At 70.7% G+C, this 15,499-nt stretch carries 12 protein-coding genes and 1 tRNA gene; 4 read left to right on the top strand and 9 right to left on the bottom strand.

All coding sequences use genetic code 11. The annotated features are described in order from the left end of the window. Positions 1-25: 25 nt before the first annotated feature. From sufU to ABFY20_RS07865, 5 genes are all read right to left on the bottom strand, one after another. A complete protein-coding gene (gene sufU / locus ABFY20_RS07885; RefSeq protein WP_368499383.1) occupies positions 26-466 on the bottom strand; it encodes a Fe-S cluster assembly sulfur transfer protein SufU in 441 nt (146 codons plus the stop codon). Further along, positions 466-1,725, bottom strand: a complete 1,260-nt coding sequence (locus ABFY20_RS07880; protein ID WP_368499752.1) for a SufS family cysteine desulfurase — start codon at positions 1,723-1,725, stop codon at positions 466-468. The genes sufU and ABFY20_RS07880 overlap by 1 nt, the downstream gene beginning before the upstream one ends. A gap of 84 nt (positions 1,726-1,809) precedes the next feature. Further along, positions 1,810-2,367 carry a DUF4287 domain-containing protein gene (locus ABFY20_RS07875; RefSeq protein ID WP_368499382.1) on the bottom strand — a complete coding sequence of 186 codons (558 nt, stop codon included), beginning with the start codon at positions 2,365-2,367 and terminating at the stop codon, positions 1,810-1,812. A 28-nt stretch (positions 2,368-2,395) separates the two neighbouring features. Beyond that, positions 2,396-2,719, bottom strand: coding sequence for a YbjQ family protein (locus tag ABFY20_RS07870; RefSeq protein ID WP_368499381.1), 324 nt, complete (start codon positions 2,717-2,719; stop codon positions 2,396-2,398). 48 nt (positions 2,720-2,767) lie between these two features. Next, positions 2,768-3,742, bottom strand: coding sequence for an AraC family transcriptional regulator (locus tag ABFY20_RS07865; protein WP_368499380.1), 975 nt, complete (start codon positions 3,740-3,742; stop codon positions 2,768-2,770). Between the two features lie 189 nt (positions 3,743-3,931). Here ABFY20_RS07865 and ABFY20_RS07860 point away from each other — a divergent pair, with 189 nt between their 5' ends. Genes ABFY20_RS07860 through ABFY20_RS07850 form a run of 3 tightly spaced genes read left to right on the top strand, consistent with a single transcriptional unit; the run spans position 3,932 to position 8,425 of the window. Beyond that, positions 3,932-5,113: an acyl-CoA dehydrogenase family protein gene (locus tag ABFY20_RS07860; protein WP_368499379.1), complete on the top strand. Its 1,182-nt coding sequence runs from the start codon at positions 3,932-3,934 to the stop codon at positions 5,111-5,113. A 49-nt stretch (positions 5,114-5,162) separates the two neighbouring features. Next, positions 5,163-7,712 (top strand): ATP-binding protein, encoded by a 2,550-nt coding sequence (locus ABFY20_RS07855; RefSeq protein WP_368499378.1) that lies wholly within the window; start codon positions 5,163-5,165, stop codon positions 7,710-7,712. Further along, the gene (locus ABFY20_RS07850) at positions 7,709-8,425 is read left to right on the top strand and encodes a response regulator transcription factor (RefSeq protein WP_368499377.1); all 717 of its coding nucleotides are present in this window, start codon (positions 7,709-7,711) and stop codon (positions 8,423-8,425) included. The genes ABFY20_RS07855 and ABFY20_RS07850 overlap by 4 nt, the downstream gene beginning before the upstream one ends. Positions 8,426-8,492: 67 nt before the next feature. Here ABFY20_RS07850 and ABFY20_RS07845 read toward each other — a convergent pair whose 3' ends face one another. The 4 genes from ABFY20_RS07845 to ABFY20_RS07830 form a co-directional block, all read right to left on the bottom strand. Next, on the bottom strand, positions 8,493-8,957 hold the full coding sequence (locus ABFY20_RS07845; RefSeq protein ID WP_368499376.1) for a BLUF domain-containing protein: 465 nt from the start codon (positions 8,955-8,957) through the stop codon (positions 8,493-8,495). Between the two features lie 81 nt (positions 8,958-9,038). Further along, a tRNA-Met gene (locus ABFY20_RS07840) sits at positions 9,039-9,112 on the bottom strand. 85 nt (positions 9,113-9,197) lie between these two features. Next, complete coding sequence (locus ABFY20_RS07835) at positions 9,198-12,098, bottom strand: UPF0182 family protein (protein WP_368499375.1); 2,901 nt, start codon at positions 12,096-12,098, stop codon at positions 9,198-9,200. Positions 12,099-12,319: 221 nt separating this feature from the next. Then, positions 12,320-13,444 (bottom strand): PDZ domain-containing protein, encoded by a 1,125-nt coding sequence (locus ABFY20_RS07830; RefSeq protein ID WP_368499374.1) that lies wholly within the window; start codon positions 13,442-13,444, stop codon positions 12,320-12,322. A 164-nt stretch (positions 13,445-13,608) separates the two neighbouring features. Here ABFY20_RS07830 and ABFY20_RS07825 point away from each other — a divergent pair, with 164 nt between their 5' ends. Then, positions 13,609-14,976: a zinc-dependent metalloprotease gene (locus ABFY20_RS07825; RefSeq protein ID WP_368499373.1), complete on the top strand. Its 1,368-nt coding sequence runs from the start codon at positions 13,609-13,611 to the stop codon at positions 14,974-14,976. Positions 14,977-15,499 lie beyond the last annotated feature (523 nt).

The raw sequence follows: 15,499 nt of genomic DNA, 5'->3' as shown, positions 1-15,499 counted from the left end.
GCAGCCGGCGGAGACAGGCGCGGGCTCAACGGCCGAGCAGCGCCTGCTCGAACGCGACCCAGGGCAGCATCGCGCACTTGATGCGGGTGACGTACCGCGACACCCCGCCGAGGGCGACCGCGTCGCCGAGCAGCTCCTCGTCGCCCTCGACGGCCCCCTTCGACTGCATGAGCTCGCGGAACGCGTCGATCCGCGCCCCCGCCTCGTCGTCGCTGAGATCGACGACGAGGTCGTTCAGCACCGACGCCGACGCCGTCGAGATGGAGCAGCCCTGCCCCTCCCAGCTGATCGACTCCACCCGCCCCGCCGCGTCGCGGTGAACCTGCAGGGTCACCTCGTCGCCGCAGGTCGGGTTGATCTGGTGCGAGGAGCCGGTCGCCCCCTCGCGCAGCCCGAAGCCGTGCTTCTCTTTGGCGTGGTCGAGGATGACCTGCTGGTACATCGACTCCAGTTCTCGCGACGCCATCACGCCACCCCGAAGAACACGCGCGAGTCGGCGACCGCGGCGATCGCGGCGTCGACGTCGGCCGTCGTGTTGTAGAGGTAGGCCGAGGCGCGGGTCGTCGCCGTCACGCCGAAGCGACGGTGCGCGGGCTGCGCGCAGTGGTGACCGACGCGCACGGCGATTCCGCGGTCGTCGAGGAACTGCCCCACGTCGTGGGCGTGAACCCCGTCGACCACGAAGCTCGCGAGACCGACCCGCTCGACTCCGCCCGACGCATCCGGAGCGGGCCCGAGCACGCGCACGCCGGGAAGGGCCGAGAGGCCCTGGTAGAGGCGCCCGCCGAGCTCGCTCTCCCAGGCGTGGATGCGATCCGGCCCGACCCTCTCGAGGTAGCGGACGGCCTCGGCGAGGGCGATCGCCTGCGACACCCGCTGGGTACCGGCCTCGAAGCGGAGCGGCGCAGGGAGGAACTCCGACTCGGTGAGCCCGACCGTCGTGATCATCGAGCCGCCGGTGAGGAAGGGGGGAAGCGCGTCGAGCAGCTCCTGCTTGCCGTAGAGCACGCCGATGCCGGTCGGGGCCAGCATCTTGTGCCCCGAGAACACGGCGAAGTCGACGTCGAGGGCGCCGAGGTCGAGGGGCATGTGCGGCGCCGACTGGCAGGCGTCGAGCACGGCGACGGCACCGACGCCGTGGGCGAGGGCGACCAACTCGGCCACCGGGTTGACGGCCCCGAGAACGTTCGAGACGTGGGCGAAGGCCACCAGGCGGGTGCGCTCGCCGATGATCTCGGCGGCCTGCCCGAGGTCGAGGCGGCCGTCGTCGGTGAGCCCGATCACGCGCAGGGTGGCGCCCGTGCGGAAGGCGAGCTCCTGCCAGGGCACGAGGTTCGCGTGGTGCTCGAGCTCGGTGACGACGATCTCGTCTCCCTCGCCGAGGCGGAACCGTCGGGCAGCCTCCCCGCCGCGACCGAGCGTGGCGTTCGAGATGCCGTAGGCGATGAGGTTGAGGCCCTCGGTGGCGTTCGAGGTCCAGACGATCTCCTCCGGCCGCGCCCCCACGAAAGCGGCGACGGTGGCTCGGGCGTCTTCGAAGAGCTCGGTGGCCTCGCCCGCGAGGGTGTGGGCGCCGCGGTGCACCGCCGCGTTGGTGGTCTCGTAGTAGGCGCGCTCGACGTCGATGACGCTCTGCGGCTTCTGCGAGGTGGCGCCCGAGTCGAGGTAGACCAGCGGATGCCCGTTCACGGTGCGCGAGAGGATCGGGAAGTCGGCGCGCAGCAGCTCGGCGGCCCCGTCGTCGAGGAGAGGCGCGGTCGTGGTGTCGGGCGGCGAGGGGTCGGCGTGGATCGTCACCCCTCTATTGCATCACGCCTCGGCGTACGCCCTGTCGATCCAGCCCAGAAGCTCGGCGTCGAGCTCACCGGGCTCGTCGAGACGGGCGCGGTGGGTGACCATGGCGTTCCACGTGCCCGACGGTTCGAAGCGCTCTCCGGGGTCGTCGTTCTTCAGCTTCACGCCGAGGTCGAGGCGCTTCGCGGTGGCGGCGACGACGGCGAACTTGCGCCCGTCGCGCACCAGGCTCACGTAGCTGTCGGTGGGGGCGACATCGACGTCGGAGCCGAGTGACCTGGCGTGCGCGACGATGGCGTCGAAGGTGGGGCGCCACACCGCCTTCGCGCCCGCGAACTGCTTCGCGACCCTCTCGTCGGGAGCAACGCGGGGTGCGGCGTCGTTCTTCAGGATCGAGTAGATCGCCATCGCGTGACCGCGCCCGAGCCCGAAGTCGTCGGCGAGCCACGCCACGACGTCGCCGGCCTTCACCCCGGGGCCGGTGAGCCCGCGGTCGGCCGCGAGCGCCCGGAAGTCGTCGGGCCCCTTGCCGGTCTTCGCCTTGATGGTGTCGAGGTAGGCCTGGAAGGTCATGGCCCCGTCGTCCCCTCTGCAGCCCTGGTCAGAGCTGCTCGACGGTGACGGCCGTGCCGTAGGCACAGACCTCGACGCCGCCGGTGTCGGCGTAGTCGTTGGTCTCGAAGCGGAAGGCGACCACCGCGTTCGCGCCTTTCTGCTGCGCCTCCGCCTCGAGGCGCGACAGCGCCTCCTGCCTGGTCTCGTGCAGCAGCTCGGTGATGCCCTTGAGCTCGCCGCCCGCCAGCGCCTTGAACGAGGCGCCGATGTTCGAGCCGATGTGCCGCGAGCGCACGGTGAGGCCGAACACCTCCCCGTAGACCTGGGTGATGCGGTGGCCGGGAACGTCGTTGGTCGTCACGATGAGCATGCGCTCACCCTACTTGCCGCCCCCGACGCCCGACCAGACCCGAGCTGCTCACCGCGGTGAACCCCGCAGCGTCTCGTGCGGGCTCTCCCCGAACCGCTCGCGGTACTGGGCAGCGAATCGGCCCAGGTGGTGCAGCCCCACCGAGTGCGCCGCGTGCGCGACCGAGTCACAGCTCCCGTCGCTCAGCGCCCGGCGCGCGCGGTCGAGCCGCAGTCCGCGGAGGTGGCGCTGGGGCGAGGTGCCGACGGAGCGGCGGAAGGCGTCGTAGAGAGTGCGCTCCGAGACGCCGACCGCGGCGGCCAGCTCGGCGGAGGAGATCGGTGAGGCCAGGTCTGCCTCCAGATGCTCGACGGCACGCGAGACCAGCCGCGGTGAGGGGGCGGCGACCGGAGCGGAGAGTGCCGCGCTGTAGCTGTGACGGTGACCGAGCAGCAGGGCCGAGATGAGCAGTTCTTCGAGCCGGCCTATGAGCCCCGGGTTCGGGCCACCCGCGCTGGTGCCCTCGAGCGCTCCCGACATGGCGAGCACGGCCCCTGACACGCTGCCTCCTGCGCCCGACCGCGCGAGGAACGGCGAGAAGACGAGCGGCTCACGGCGGAGCCGCACCATTCCTCCGAGCCGGTCGAGCAGAGCGTCCTGGTCGATGCGTGCGACGACGAGACGGAGATCGCTCGACCACCTCATGCGCACCGGGCTGCCGTGCGAGAAGACGGCTGCGGCATCCGTCTCCACCCGGTGCCAGACGCCGTCGTGCTCCACCAGGAGCCGCCCCGCCACGGGCACGTGAACCGTGGAGTAGCCCTCGAGCGGGGCCGAGCAGATCTCGGTGGCGAGACCGTACTCGAAGGAGAGCAGCGCGGAGCGCTCGAGCCGGGCCGCCCGGATGCTCGCCCGCATCGTCCGCACCGGCCCGGGCAGGTACATCCGATGGTCGCTCATCAGCCGTCGCGCCTCGCGGTAGACGACGTCGGGGCTCGTCGAGCTGAGGTCTCGCACCTCTCGCAGGGGGCTGACGGAGTCCACCGGCGGGCACCTCCTCGTGCGGGTCGACGTCGCTCGCATTATGCCCCGCGCAGTCGCCGCGTTCAACCACGTCGGCTGCAGGATGCGGACGACGCTCTCCGGAATCGGATCGAATCGAGCGGCGCATCCGTCTAGCGTCGCCCTCACGGCCCGCGGGCCGCTCAGGGCACTGCGACGAAGGAGACAGCCATGACGATCACCGACACCCTCGAGGCCACCACCGTGATCGAGGCCGTCGACTCCGCACGGGAGACTCTGCGCGAGAACGGCCTCCGCGGCGAGAACGAACGCCGCGTGCCGCAGGAGTCGATCGACCTGCTCGAACGCGCGGGCGTCTACCGCATCAGCACACCACGGGAGTACGGAGGGCTCGAACTGCCGCTCACCGATCAGGTGAAGGTGCTGTCGGCGGTCGCCAGGGGCGACCTCTCCACCTCGTGGGTGAGCTCGCTGCACAGTGTCGGCACCTACTTCGTCGCCCACTACCCCGACGAGGCGCAGCGCGAGGTGTTCACCACTCCCGACGTGAGGGTCGCCAGCATCTTCAGCCCGGGTGGGCGGCTCACGCCTGTCGACGGCGGGTACCTGCTGAGCGGTCGCTGGCCCTTCAACACCGGGTGCCGCTCGGCGAGCTGGGACACGCTCGCCGCCGTTCTCGACGACGGCAGCGACGGGCCTCCCATGATGCTGCTCGCGCTGCTGCCCATGACCGAGCTCACCATCGAGGACGACTGGGACCCGTCGGGCCTCGCCGGTACCGGCAGCAACGCCGTCACAGCCGACGCCGTCTTCATCCCCGCCCATCGGGTTCTGCCCCTCATGGAGGCGCTCGGCGGACTCAACCTCTCCGAGACCACGAAGGCCTCTCCGCTCTACCGCGCCGCCTTCTTCCCGTTCGTGCTGGTCAACAGCATGGGCGCCCCGGTCGGTGCTGCCGAGGGTGCTCTCGACGCCTTCCTCGATCGGCTTCCCGGGCGCTCCATCACCTACACCTCCTGGGTGCAGGCCGAGGCCCCGATGACCCACATCGACGTCTCCGACGCGGCGAGCACCACGAAGGCCGCCGCGCTGTTGCGCGACGATCTCGCCGAGCGGGTGATGTCGGCGGCGATCGACGGCCGCGACCTCGACGTCTCCGCCCGAGCCGCGGTGCGAGGCGAGGCCTCGCAGGTGGTGAAGCTGTGCCGCCAGGCGGTGCGCACCCTGTTCGACATCAGCAGCGCCTCGGCGATCCAGCGCACCGTCGACATCCAGCGCATCCATCGCGATCTCGATGCGCTGTCGCTGCACGGCGCGCTCGCACTGAAGACGAACTTCGAGGTGCACGGGCGGGTGCTCACGGGGCAGGAGCCTGCGACGCCGTTCCTGTAGAGCGAGGCGTCGGCCTCGGCGTGGGAGAGACTGGTGTCGTGAAGGCACGATGAGGCAGGGTCGGTTGCGGGTGCTGCTCGGCGCCGCCCCGGGCGTGGGGAAGACCTACGCCATGCTCGAGGAAGGCAGGCGGCTGCGTGCGGCGGGCAAGGACGTGGTCGTCGCGATCGTCGAGACCCACGGGCGCGCTGCGACCAAAGCGATGACGGCCGGGTTCGAGATCATCCCCCGCGCGCTGGTCTCCCACCGGGGTGTGCAGCTGGAGGAGATGGACCTGGATGCGGTGCTCGCCCGCGCACCTCGGGTCGCGCTCGTCGACGAACTCGCCCACAGCAACGCGCCCGGGTCACGGCACGAGAAACGGTGGCGCGACGTCGAGACCCTCCTCGACGCCGGTATCGACGTGATCTCCACCGTGAACATCCAGCACATCGAGTCCCTCAACGACGTCGTGCAGCAGATCACCGGGGTCCCCCAACGCGAGACGATCCCGGATGCGGTGCTCCGGCAGGCCGACCAGATCGAGGTCATCGACCTCGCCCCCCAAGCCCTCCGCGACCGCCTCTCCGAGGGGGTGGTGTATCCGGCGGCGCGGATCGACGCGGCCCTGTCGAACTACTTCCGGCTCGGGAACCTCACCGCCCTGCGTGAACTCGCGTTGTTGTGGCTCGCCGACGAGGTCGACTCGTCGCTGCAGAAGTACCGGGTCGAGCACGGCATCGGCCAGAAATGGGAAGCCCGCGAACGCGTCGTCGTCGCCCTCACCGGCGGCCCCGAAGGCGAGACCCTCCTCCGCCGCGGCTCCCGCATCGCCGCCCGCTCCGCGGGCGGGCAGCTGCTGGCCGTGCACGTCACCAGCCAGGACGGTCTCCGCCAAGCCGACCCCGGAGCCCTCGCCGCCCAACGGTTATTGGTCGAGAGCCTCGGGGGCACCTTCCACCAAGTCGTCGGCACCGACATCCCCGCCGCGCTGGTGGAGTTCGCGCGATCGGCGAACGCCACCCAGCTCGTCATCGGCGTCAGCCGCCGCTCCCGCCTCGCCGCGCTCATCACCGGAGCAGGCATCGGCGCGACCGTCATCCGCGAATCCGGCGACATCGACGTGCACATCGTCAACCACCCCGCCGCCGGCGGCCGGGTCTCCCTCCCCCTCGCGCGAGGATCGCTCACGCTGCGGCGGCGCATCCTGGGCTTCGTGCTGGCCCTTGCCGGCGGGCCGCTGCTCACCTGGTTGCTCGTGACGCTGCGCAGCGACGACTCCATCACCACCGACGTGCTGAGCTACCAGCTGCTCGTGGTCGTCGTGGCGCTGATGGGCGGCATCTGGCCGGCCCTGTTCGCGGCGGTGATCGCCGCCGTCACCCTCGACTTCTTCTTCATCGAGCCGTTCTACACCGTGACCATCGACAGACCGACCCACCTGGCGGCCCTGGTGCTCTCGGTCGTGATCGCGCTGCTGGTCTCCCTCGTCGTCGACCGCGCGGCGCGGCGTTCGCGGGCGGCGCGGCGCTCGGCCGCCGAGTCGGAGCTCATCGCGGGTGTCGCGGGCGAGGTGCTGCGCGGGCAGGACTCGCTGCAGGCCTTCGTGACCCGCACGCGCGAGGCCTTCGGGCTCGCCGGGGTGCGGCTCGTCGTGAGCGAGCGCGTGCTCGCGAGCGACGGCGAGCCGGCGGGACTCGGGAGTGCCGCGAGCGCGGAGACCGAGAGCAAGGACTCCGCGGACATGTCGGACACCCCGACGTCCACCACCGAGCCCCGCGACCGCATTCCCGTCACCGGCTCCGCCGTGCTCGAGCTGCATGGCCGGCCCCTCTCGGCGGGCGACCGCAGGCTGCTCGGGGTGATCGTCGCCCAGCTCGCGGCGGCCCTCGAGCAGGCCGATCTCGAGCAGAGCGCCCGCGAGCTCGCCCCGCTCGCCGCCGCCGACCGCGTGCGCAGTGCGCTGCTCGCGGCGGTCGGCCACGACCTCAGGCGACCGCTCGCGGCCGCCACCGCCGCGGTGACGGGCCTGCGGGGCGGTGCCCTGAACGACGACGACCGCGCCGAGCTGCTCGACACCGCCGAGACCGCCCTGCGGCAGCTGAACACCCTGCTCACCGACCTGCTCGACGTGAGCCGACTGCAGGCGGGCGTGCTCGCGGTGTCGTCGCGGCCCGTCGACGTCGCCGACCTCGTGCCCTCCGCCCTCGAGGAGCTCGGCGTCGGCCCCGACGACGTCGACATCGACCTCCCCGCCGACCTCCCCCTGGTCGAGGCCGACCCGGTGCTGCTCGAACGCGTGCTCGTCAACCTGCTCTCGAACGCCCTGAAGCACTCCCCCGCAGGCGCCCGGGTGCTGGTCTCCGCCTCGGCCTTCCGCGACACGGTGCAGCTGCGCGTCGTCGACCGGGGTCCCGGCATCCCGCCAGATCGGAGGGAGGATGTCTTCGTGCCCTTCCAGCGACTCGGCGACACCGACAACACGACGGGCCTCGGCCTCGGCCTCGCGCTCTCGAAGGGATTCGTGGAGGGGATGCGCGGCACGCTCGAGGTCGAGGAGACCCCTCAGGGAGGATCGACGATGGTGGTCACCCTGACGGCGACGGCGGTGTCGGCATGAGGATCCTGGTCGCCGACGACGACCCGCAGATCGTGCGCGCGCTGCGGGTGACCCTCGGTGCCCACGGCCACGAGATCGTCACCGCCTCCGACGGCCGCGAGGCCATCGCCGCCGCCTCCGCGCATCCGCCCGACCTCATCCTTCTCGACCTCGGCATGCCGCACCTCGACGGCGTGGAGGTGATCACGGCGGTGCGCGCCTGGTCGGCGTTGCCCATCCTCGTGGTGTCGGGCCGCACCGACTCCGCCGACAAGGTCGACGCGCTCGACGCCGGCGCCGACGACTACGTCACGAAGCCCTTCGCCATCGACGAGCTGCTCGCCCGGGTGCGTGCGCTCACCCGTCGGGCGCCCGCGCCGGGCAGCGCGGGAGCGGGGGCCGCGAGCCCCGTGGTGACCCTCAGCGGTCTCACCGTCGATGTGGGCGCGCACGTCATCTCGGGCGGGGGCCGGGGGTCGGTGAAGCTGACTCCGACCGAGTGGAAGATCCTCGAGCTGCTCGTGCGGCATCCGCACCGGCTCCTCACACACGCCGATCTGTTCACCGAGATCTGGGGCACCTCGAACGTGCACGAGACGGGTTACCTGCGCCTCTACATCGGTCAGCTGCGCAAGAAGCTCGAGCCGGTGCCCTCGCAGCCGCGCCACATCCTCACCGAGACCGGCATGGGCTACCGCTTCGAGCCCGACCCACCCGCCGCGCCCGCCGCCTGAGCGGTCGGTCCGCCATCAGAGCCGCCTGCCCCTCGCACCCGCTCGATCCAGCACCGGTGCCCTCCCGCTACTCCCGCTCGCCCGTCGCGCGGGCCCGGTGCTCGAACCAGCGGATGAGCGCCCTCAACTCCGGCACGCGAACCGACGACCCGGTGTCCGCCTCGATGTCGGAGAACGTGCCGAGGAACCCGGGCACGTCGCCCACGTCGTGCGCATCGACAGCGACGTCGGACGGGAACCCCATCGTCCACTCCGGGAACTGGCGGGCCGCCGACTCCTCGTCGACCAGCACACGCACCTTGCGGTGGCGACCGTCTGCGACGATGACGGCCATCCGAGCGTGCACGGCCGACGCGGGGCCTTCGAGCACCTGGATGAACCGGCCGGCGTGATGCAGCAGCAGCCCGGTGAGACCGTCGCGCCCGTTGTTGCGACGGCTGGTGTCGAGCAGCGCGAACAGCTCGGCCGCGCCGAAGGGCTCCGAGGCGATGCTGGTGTACACGAGCGTGCCGATCGGTGTCGGTTCCGTCATCGCGCGCTCCCCGGGCCGCTCGCTCGTCGCAGAAAAAGCGAGAGCCCGTCTCGAACTTTCGTTCGAGACGGGCTCTTCTCGTTGCGGGGACAGGATTTGAACCTGCGACCTCTGGGTTATGAGCCCAGCGAGCTACCGAACTGCTCCACCCCGCGGCACAAGAAGAAACTCTAGCACGGGATTCGGCACGATGCGAATCGGCGCTCGATCGGGCCCGAGATCGGGCCCGATCGGCTCCGATCAGCCGTTCGCGGCGGCGATCGCCCGGTCGATGGCGGCCTTGAGGCGGGCGTCGGCCTCCCCGTACGCGGTCCAGTCGCCGGCGGCCATGGCGGCGTCGCGGTCGGTGAGCGCCTGCTCGGCGTCGGCGAGGGCGGAGGCCACGGCGGGGTTGCCCGAGACGGGCGAGCCCGTGCCGGTTCCCGTGTCGGTGCCGGTGCCCGTGCCCGTATCCGTGCCGGTGCCCGTGTCTGTTCCCGTCCCCGTTCCGGTGTCGACGGGCGTCACGTCGCCGTCGCCGGCCGACGCCCCCGAGTCTCCCCCGAAGAGGGAGTCGAGTGCACCGTCGAGCGTGTTCTCGAACGCGATCTTGTTGCCGAACGAGACCAGCACCTTCTGCAGCAGCGGGAAGCTCGTCTCACCGCGCGACTGCACGTAGACCGGCTGCACGTAGAGCAGACCGCCGCCCACGGGCAGGGTGAGCAGGTTTCCGCTGATCACCGAGCTCTCGCCCTGGCGCAGCAGGTTGAGGGCCGAAGAGACCGACGGGTCGGCCGAGAAGCTGTTCTGCACCTGCCCGGGGCCGGGGATGGTGTCGTCCTTCGGCAGGGTCAAGAGCCTCAGCTTGCCGTAGTCGGGAGACTTCTCCCCCGCGGTCTCGCCCGCGTTCGCGTCGACGGCGAGGTAGCCCGTGAGCACGTTCCGCGACGACTCGGCCTCCTGCTGCGAGAGCGGGATGAACGTGGAGTAGAGCGAATACGACGGGTCGGTCTGCGTCGGCATCTGCAGCGTGAGGTAGTACGGCGGCTGCAGCGTCGGGTTGGTCGACGGCGAGGTCGGGTCGTTGGGCGTCGTCCAGGCGTCTTCCTGCGAGTAGAAGGAACCCGCATCCGTCACGTGGTACTGGCCGAGGATGGAGCGCTGCACCTTGAACAGGTCTGCCGGGTAGCGCACGTGGCTCATCAGGTCGCCCGACATGTCGCTGATCGACTTGATGGTGGCCGGGTAGATCTTCTCCCAGGTCTGCAGCAGCGGGTCGCTCTCGTCCCACGCGTACAGGGTGACCTTGCCGTCGTAGGCGTCGACAGTCGCCTTCACCGAGTTGCGGATGTAGTTGATGTCGTCGACCGCGTACGCCGGGGTGGGCGTGTAGGTGTCGGCGATCGACTCGCTGAGCGACTGCACGCGGGAATAGGGGTAGTTCGCCGAGGTGGTGTACCCGTCGACCACCCAGACCACCTTGCCGTCGACGACGGAGGGGTACGGGTCGGAGTCGATGGTGAGGTACGGCGCCACCTTCGACACGCGCTCCGCGGGGTCGCGGTCGTAGAGGATCTGCGAGTCGTCGTTCACGGCGTCGGAGAGGAAGATCTGCTCCGACTGGAACTTCAGCGCGTAGACCAGGCGCTTGAAGATGTTGTCGAGCTTCGGCCCACCGTCGCCCTGGAACGTGGTGTAGGTCTGCGAGGCCCCGTCGGAACCCGAGGGGTAGTCGAGCTCGATGTTCGAGCTGCCCTCCGGGCCGCCCACGATGGAGTACGGCGGCGAGTTCTCGCCGAAGTACACCCGCGGCTCGAAGTCGCCGAGCTCGCCCACCGACGGGATGCCCGACTCGAGGAACACCGGCTGGCCGTCGGCCGAGCGCTGGTTGCCGTAGGCGGCGACCACGCCGTAGCCGTGGGTGTAGACGACGGTCTGGTTGTACCAGGTCGCCGACGAGCCGAGCGCGTCGATGTCGATGTCGCGCACGGCGACCACCGCATCCTGGCTCTGACCGTTGATGTCGTAGCGGTCGACGTCGAGCTGGTCGGGGAACTGGTAGTACTGCCGGAACTGCTGCAGCTGCTGGAACGACCGCGTCACGAGGGCAGGGTCGAGGATGCGGATGTTCGCCGTCGTCGCCGCGTCGTCGCGCAGCGCCCCGGCCTCGGCGTTCGTGGTCGCCTCGTAGGGCGTCTCTTCGAGGTCGGAGACGCCGTAGGCCTCGCGGGTCATGTCGATGTTGCGCTGGATGTACGCCTGCTCGAGCGTGCGCTCGGAGGGGTCGACCTGGAAGCGTTGCACGACCCACGGCGCGAGCGAGCCGAGGATGAGCGCACTCACGATGAGGAGTGCGGTACCGATGATGGGCAGCCGCCAGCGGCCGATGACCGCGGCGACGATGAACAGGATGGCGACGATACCCGCGATGCCGGCGAGGATCTGGAGGCCGGGGATCGTGGCGTTCACATCGGCGTAGCTCGCACCCGTGATGAGCCCCGAGCTGTTCGCCAGGGTGGCGTACTGGTCGAGCCAGATGCTCACGGCCTGCAGCAGCAGGTAGACCGTGGCGGTGACGGCCATCTGGATGCGCGCGATCTTCGAGATGCGCACCTCCCGCTGGGAGAAGCGGATGGCGCCGTAGAGGTAGCTGGTTGCGATCGCGGCGAGGCCGGAGACGATCACGACGGCGCTCGCGAACCCGACGACCCCGCGCCAGAACGGCAGGTCGTAGATGTAGAAGGAGATGTCGAGACCGAACTGCGGGTCGGTCTGGCCGAACGCGGTGCGGTTCAGGTACTGCAGGGTGAGCTGCCAGCGCGAGGCGGTCGCCACGCCGGCGAAGAGGCCCAGCACGGCGGGCACACCGAAGGTGGCGAGGCGGCGGAGGGGCTCGATGACCTGCTGGTAGCGGTCGAGCTGCGAGTTGAGCTTGGCGTAGACCGGCCGCCAGCGGAAGGCGATCTCGATGGAGGCCCAGACCGGGATGGCCATGGCCAGGAAGCCGATGACGAACATGACGCCGCTCGCGAACCACTGCGTGGTGAGCACGTTCAGGAAGCCCAGCTGGTCGTACCAGAGGATCTCGGTGTACAGCGTCGAGAAGACGAAGAAGAGGATGGCGAGAACCACCACGATCGCTATCGCGATGGCGAGCGTCACTCTCGATCGTCGTGCGGGCTTCTCTGTCGTTTGGGAAGTCACTTGTGCCTCTGTGCTCTTGCGGCGATACGCGGGTTCGCTGTGCGGTGTCCAACAATCCTAGACGCCCCCGATCCTAGGGAGGGCGGCTGAGAGGGCGCTGGCCACCCGGTCACGGGGAGGTCACAGTGGAGGTCACGGATGCGCGGGCCGACACGGCGTGCACCGCCGGCGCACGGGCGTCACGACCCGGCGAGCACGCTGTCGCAGGTGGGCAGCGCCTGGGTGTCGCCGCCTGAGGAGATGGTGTCGAGCACAGCGATGGAGTCGTCGAGCGTCGACACCGCGAACACCTGGATGCCGTCGGGAACGTGGCCGACGACCTCGTCGCAGTTGCCGGCCGGCGCGAGGAACCAGGTCGCCCCCGCGTCGCGCGCGCCGAACATCTTCTGGCGGATGCCGCCGATGCGGCCCACGTTGCCCTGGGCGTCGATGGTGCCGGTGCCTGCGACGTTCTGGCCCCCGTTCAGCTCTCCCGGGGTGAGCCGGTCGATGATGCCGAGGGCGAACATCATGCCGGCGCTCGGGCCGCCCACGTCGTCGAGCTTGATCTCGACGTCGAACGGGAAGGTGTAGTCGTAGCCGACGCTGATGCCGATGGCCGGAGCACCTGTCTGCTCAGACACCACCGGCACGATCGACAAGGTCTCCTCGGTGCCGTCGTCGTGGCGCACCAGCACGCTCGCCGCAGCATCCGTGCCGTTCGCGGCGAGCGCAGCCCGCAGCCCCTCGAGGTCGTCGGCGGAGACGCCGTTCACCGAGACGATGACGTCGCCCGCGGTGAGCACGCCGGCGCTCGGCCCGTCGGGGTCGACGGCGGCGACGTCGACCTGGGTCTGGTAGGCGATGTCGAGGTGCCCGAGGGCGGCGGCGATGGCCTCCTGCTGGCTGTCGACCATGAGCGCGGCGTTCTCCTGATTGCGCTGCTCGGTGGTGACGGTGGGCGGGTAGACCGCGTCGATGGGCAGCACGGCGCGGCTCGAGTCGAACCAGGAGGTGAGGATCTCGGCCCACGACGGGCGCTGCTCGCGTGTGCCGCGCACGGAGACGGTGAGCATGTCGAGGGTGCCCGCGGTCGGGTAGGTCTCGGCGCCCTCGATCGAGATGAGCGGCACGTCTTCGCCGTCGTGCTGCTGGGTGCCGAGGGTGTCGAACACCGGGCCGGGCTGCTCGATGACGTAGGGGGCGGGCAGGAAGCTCATGACGAGCCCGAGCACGAGGCCGACGATGAGCACGGTCCAGCCGGTGCGGGCGCGACGCGACGGGCGCGGCCGGGGATCGCCCTCCGCGGGTTCGAACAGGCTCACGGAATCCTTTCGCTGCGGCTCGTGGCCGGTTGTTCGCCACGGGCGCACGGCACGGCGCTCAAGCATATGGAAAACCCAGCCTGGGCGGTGGGCCACGGGCTAGCGTAGGAGCACAGTCTGACAGCACGCATGGAGCTTGTCGGGAGCGCAGGGAAGGACACATCGTGAGCGACGAGCCACGCGACCAGCCGGAGGACGAGTTCCGCGACATGCTGCGCTCCTTCCTCTCGGGCAACTCCGACATCGACCCCTCGAAGCTGGCGAGCGCCGCGGGCCTGCCCTCCGACCCCGCGGCGGTGTCGCAGCTCATGGCCCAGCTGCAGAACGCCATGCAGGCGAGCACCGACGGCGTCAACTGGGACGCCGCGCGTGCCCAGGCGAAGGAGATCGCCGGGGCCGGCAGCCTCTCGGTCACCGACCAGACCCGCACCCAGCTCGACCAGGCGCTGCACATCGCGTCGCTCTGGCTCGACGAGGTGACCGGCCTCTCCGACAGCGCCGCGACGCCGCGGCTGCTCACCCGTGAGGAGTGGGCCACCACGACCATCCCGGTGTGGACGGAGATCGCCGAGCCGGTCGCGCTCAGCATCTCGGATGCGCTCACCGACGTTCTGAAGGAGCAGGCGCCCGAGGAGATGGCTGGCATGATCGCAGGCGCGAGCCAGCTCATGCGCAACCTCGGCGGCACCCTGTTCGCGATGCAGCTCGGGCAGATCGTCGGCCGACTCGGGCAGGAGGTCGTGTCGGGCGGCGACATCGGCATCCCGCTGCTCGAGGAGGGCCAGGCGGCTCTGGTGCCGCAGAACATCGCGGTGTTCGGCGAGGGCCTCGACATCCCGGCCGAGGAGGTGCAGCTCTACCTCGCCATCCGTGAGCTGGCGCACGCCCGGCTGTTCCGGCACGCGCGCTGGCTGCGCCTGCACGTCATCTCGTCCATCAGGGAGTTCGCCCAGGGCATCACCATCGACACCGAGCGGCTCGAGCAGCTCGCCGAGAGCTTCGACCCCTCCGACCCCGAAGAGCTCAAGGAGGCGATGGCGAGCGGAGCGCTCATCCCGCCGAAGTCGGAGCAGCAGCTGCACGCGCTGGCCCGCCTCGAGACCACCCTCGCCCTCATCGAAGGATGGGTCGACGTGGTCACGGCTCAGGCCTCGGCGCGGCTGCCACGCTGGAACGCCATCGCCGAGACGGTGCGGCGCCGGCGAGCCACGGGCGGGCCGGCCGAGTCGGCGTTCGGCGCCCTCATCGGTCTTGAGCTCCGGCCCCGACGTCTCCGCGACGCCGCCGCCCTGTGGCAGACGGTGACGGATGCGGTGGGCCAGGAGCAGAGAGACGCCCTGTGGTCGCACCCCGACCTGGTGCCCACCTCGGCCGACCTCGACGACCCTGCGGGGTTCGTCGCCCGGCTGCAGGCCGGCGAGCCCGAGCCCGACGAGATGGACCAGGCGCTCGAAGACCTGCTCCGCGAGGAAGAGGGTCGCGACGGCGATCGCGAGGAGGGACGCGGCGGCGATCAGCCGCCGGCGGTCTAGCTCGTCACCTGCTGCGGCGGGTTGCTCACAGCTGGCGGTTTCTGCCGCCGGTGTCGGGTCTGCTGTGGATAACCGCGGCGCGTGGCCGTTCGTGGTGCACGATTCGGTGATGGCCCTCCGTCTCGACCCCGCGCATCCCCTGGTCTGGCGCACGCCGCGCTGCGTGCAGTTCGGCGTCGAGCACCCCGTCGCCGTGATCGGCGAGGTGCAGCCGGTCGAGGAGTTCGCGCTCGGGTTGCTGGCGCGGGGCATCACCCGGGTCGTCGCGGAGCGACTGCTCGCCGAACGCGGGTTCGGCCCGGCGCGGTTCTCGGCGTTCCTGACGCGACTCGGGCCCGCCGTCGTCGACGTCGACGAGACGTCCGTTCCACCGCCCGGGCCCTGGGTCGCCGTCGACGGGCGCGGGCGGGCAGCCGAGAGCATCGCCTCGCACTTCGTGATCGGCGGCGCCCGGCTCGGCTCCCCCGACGACCCGGTCGAGCTCGCCGTCATCGTCTCGGCCTTCGCCACGGCGCCGCGGCGG

The sequence above is a fragment of the Herbiconiux sp. A18JL235 genome (genome assembly GCF_040939305.1).
Taxonomy (GTDB): domain Bacteria; phylum Actinomycetota; class Actinomycetes; order Actinomycetales; family Microbacteriaceae; genus Herbiconiux.
The sequence above is the reverse complement of the archived record's forward strand: the minus strand, read 5'-3'. Positions and strand labels throughout refer to the sequence as shown.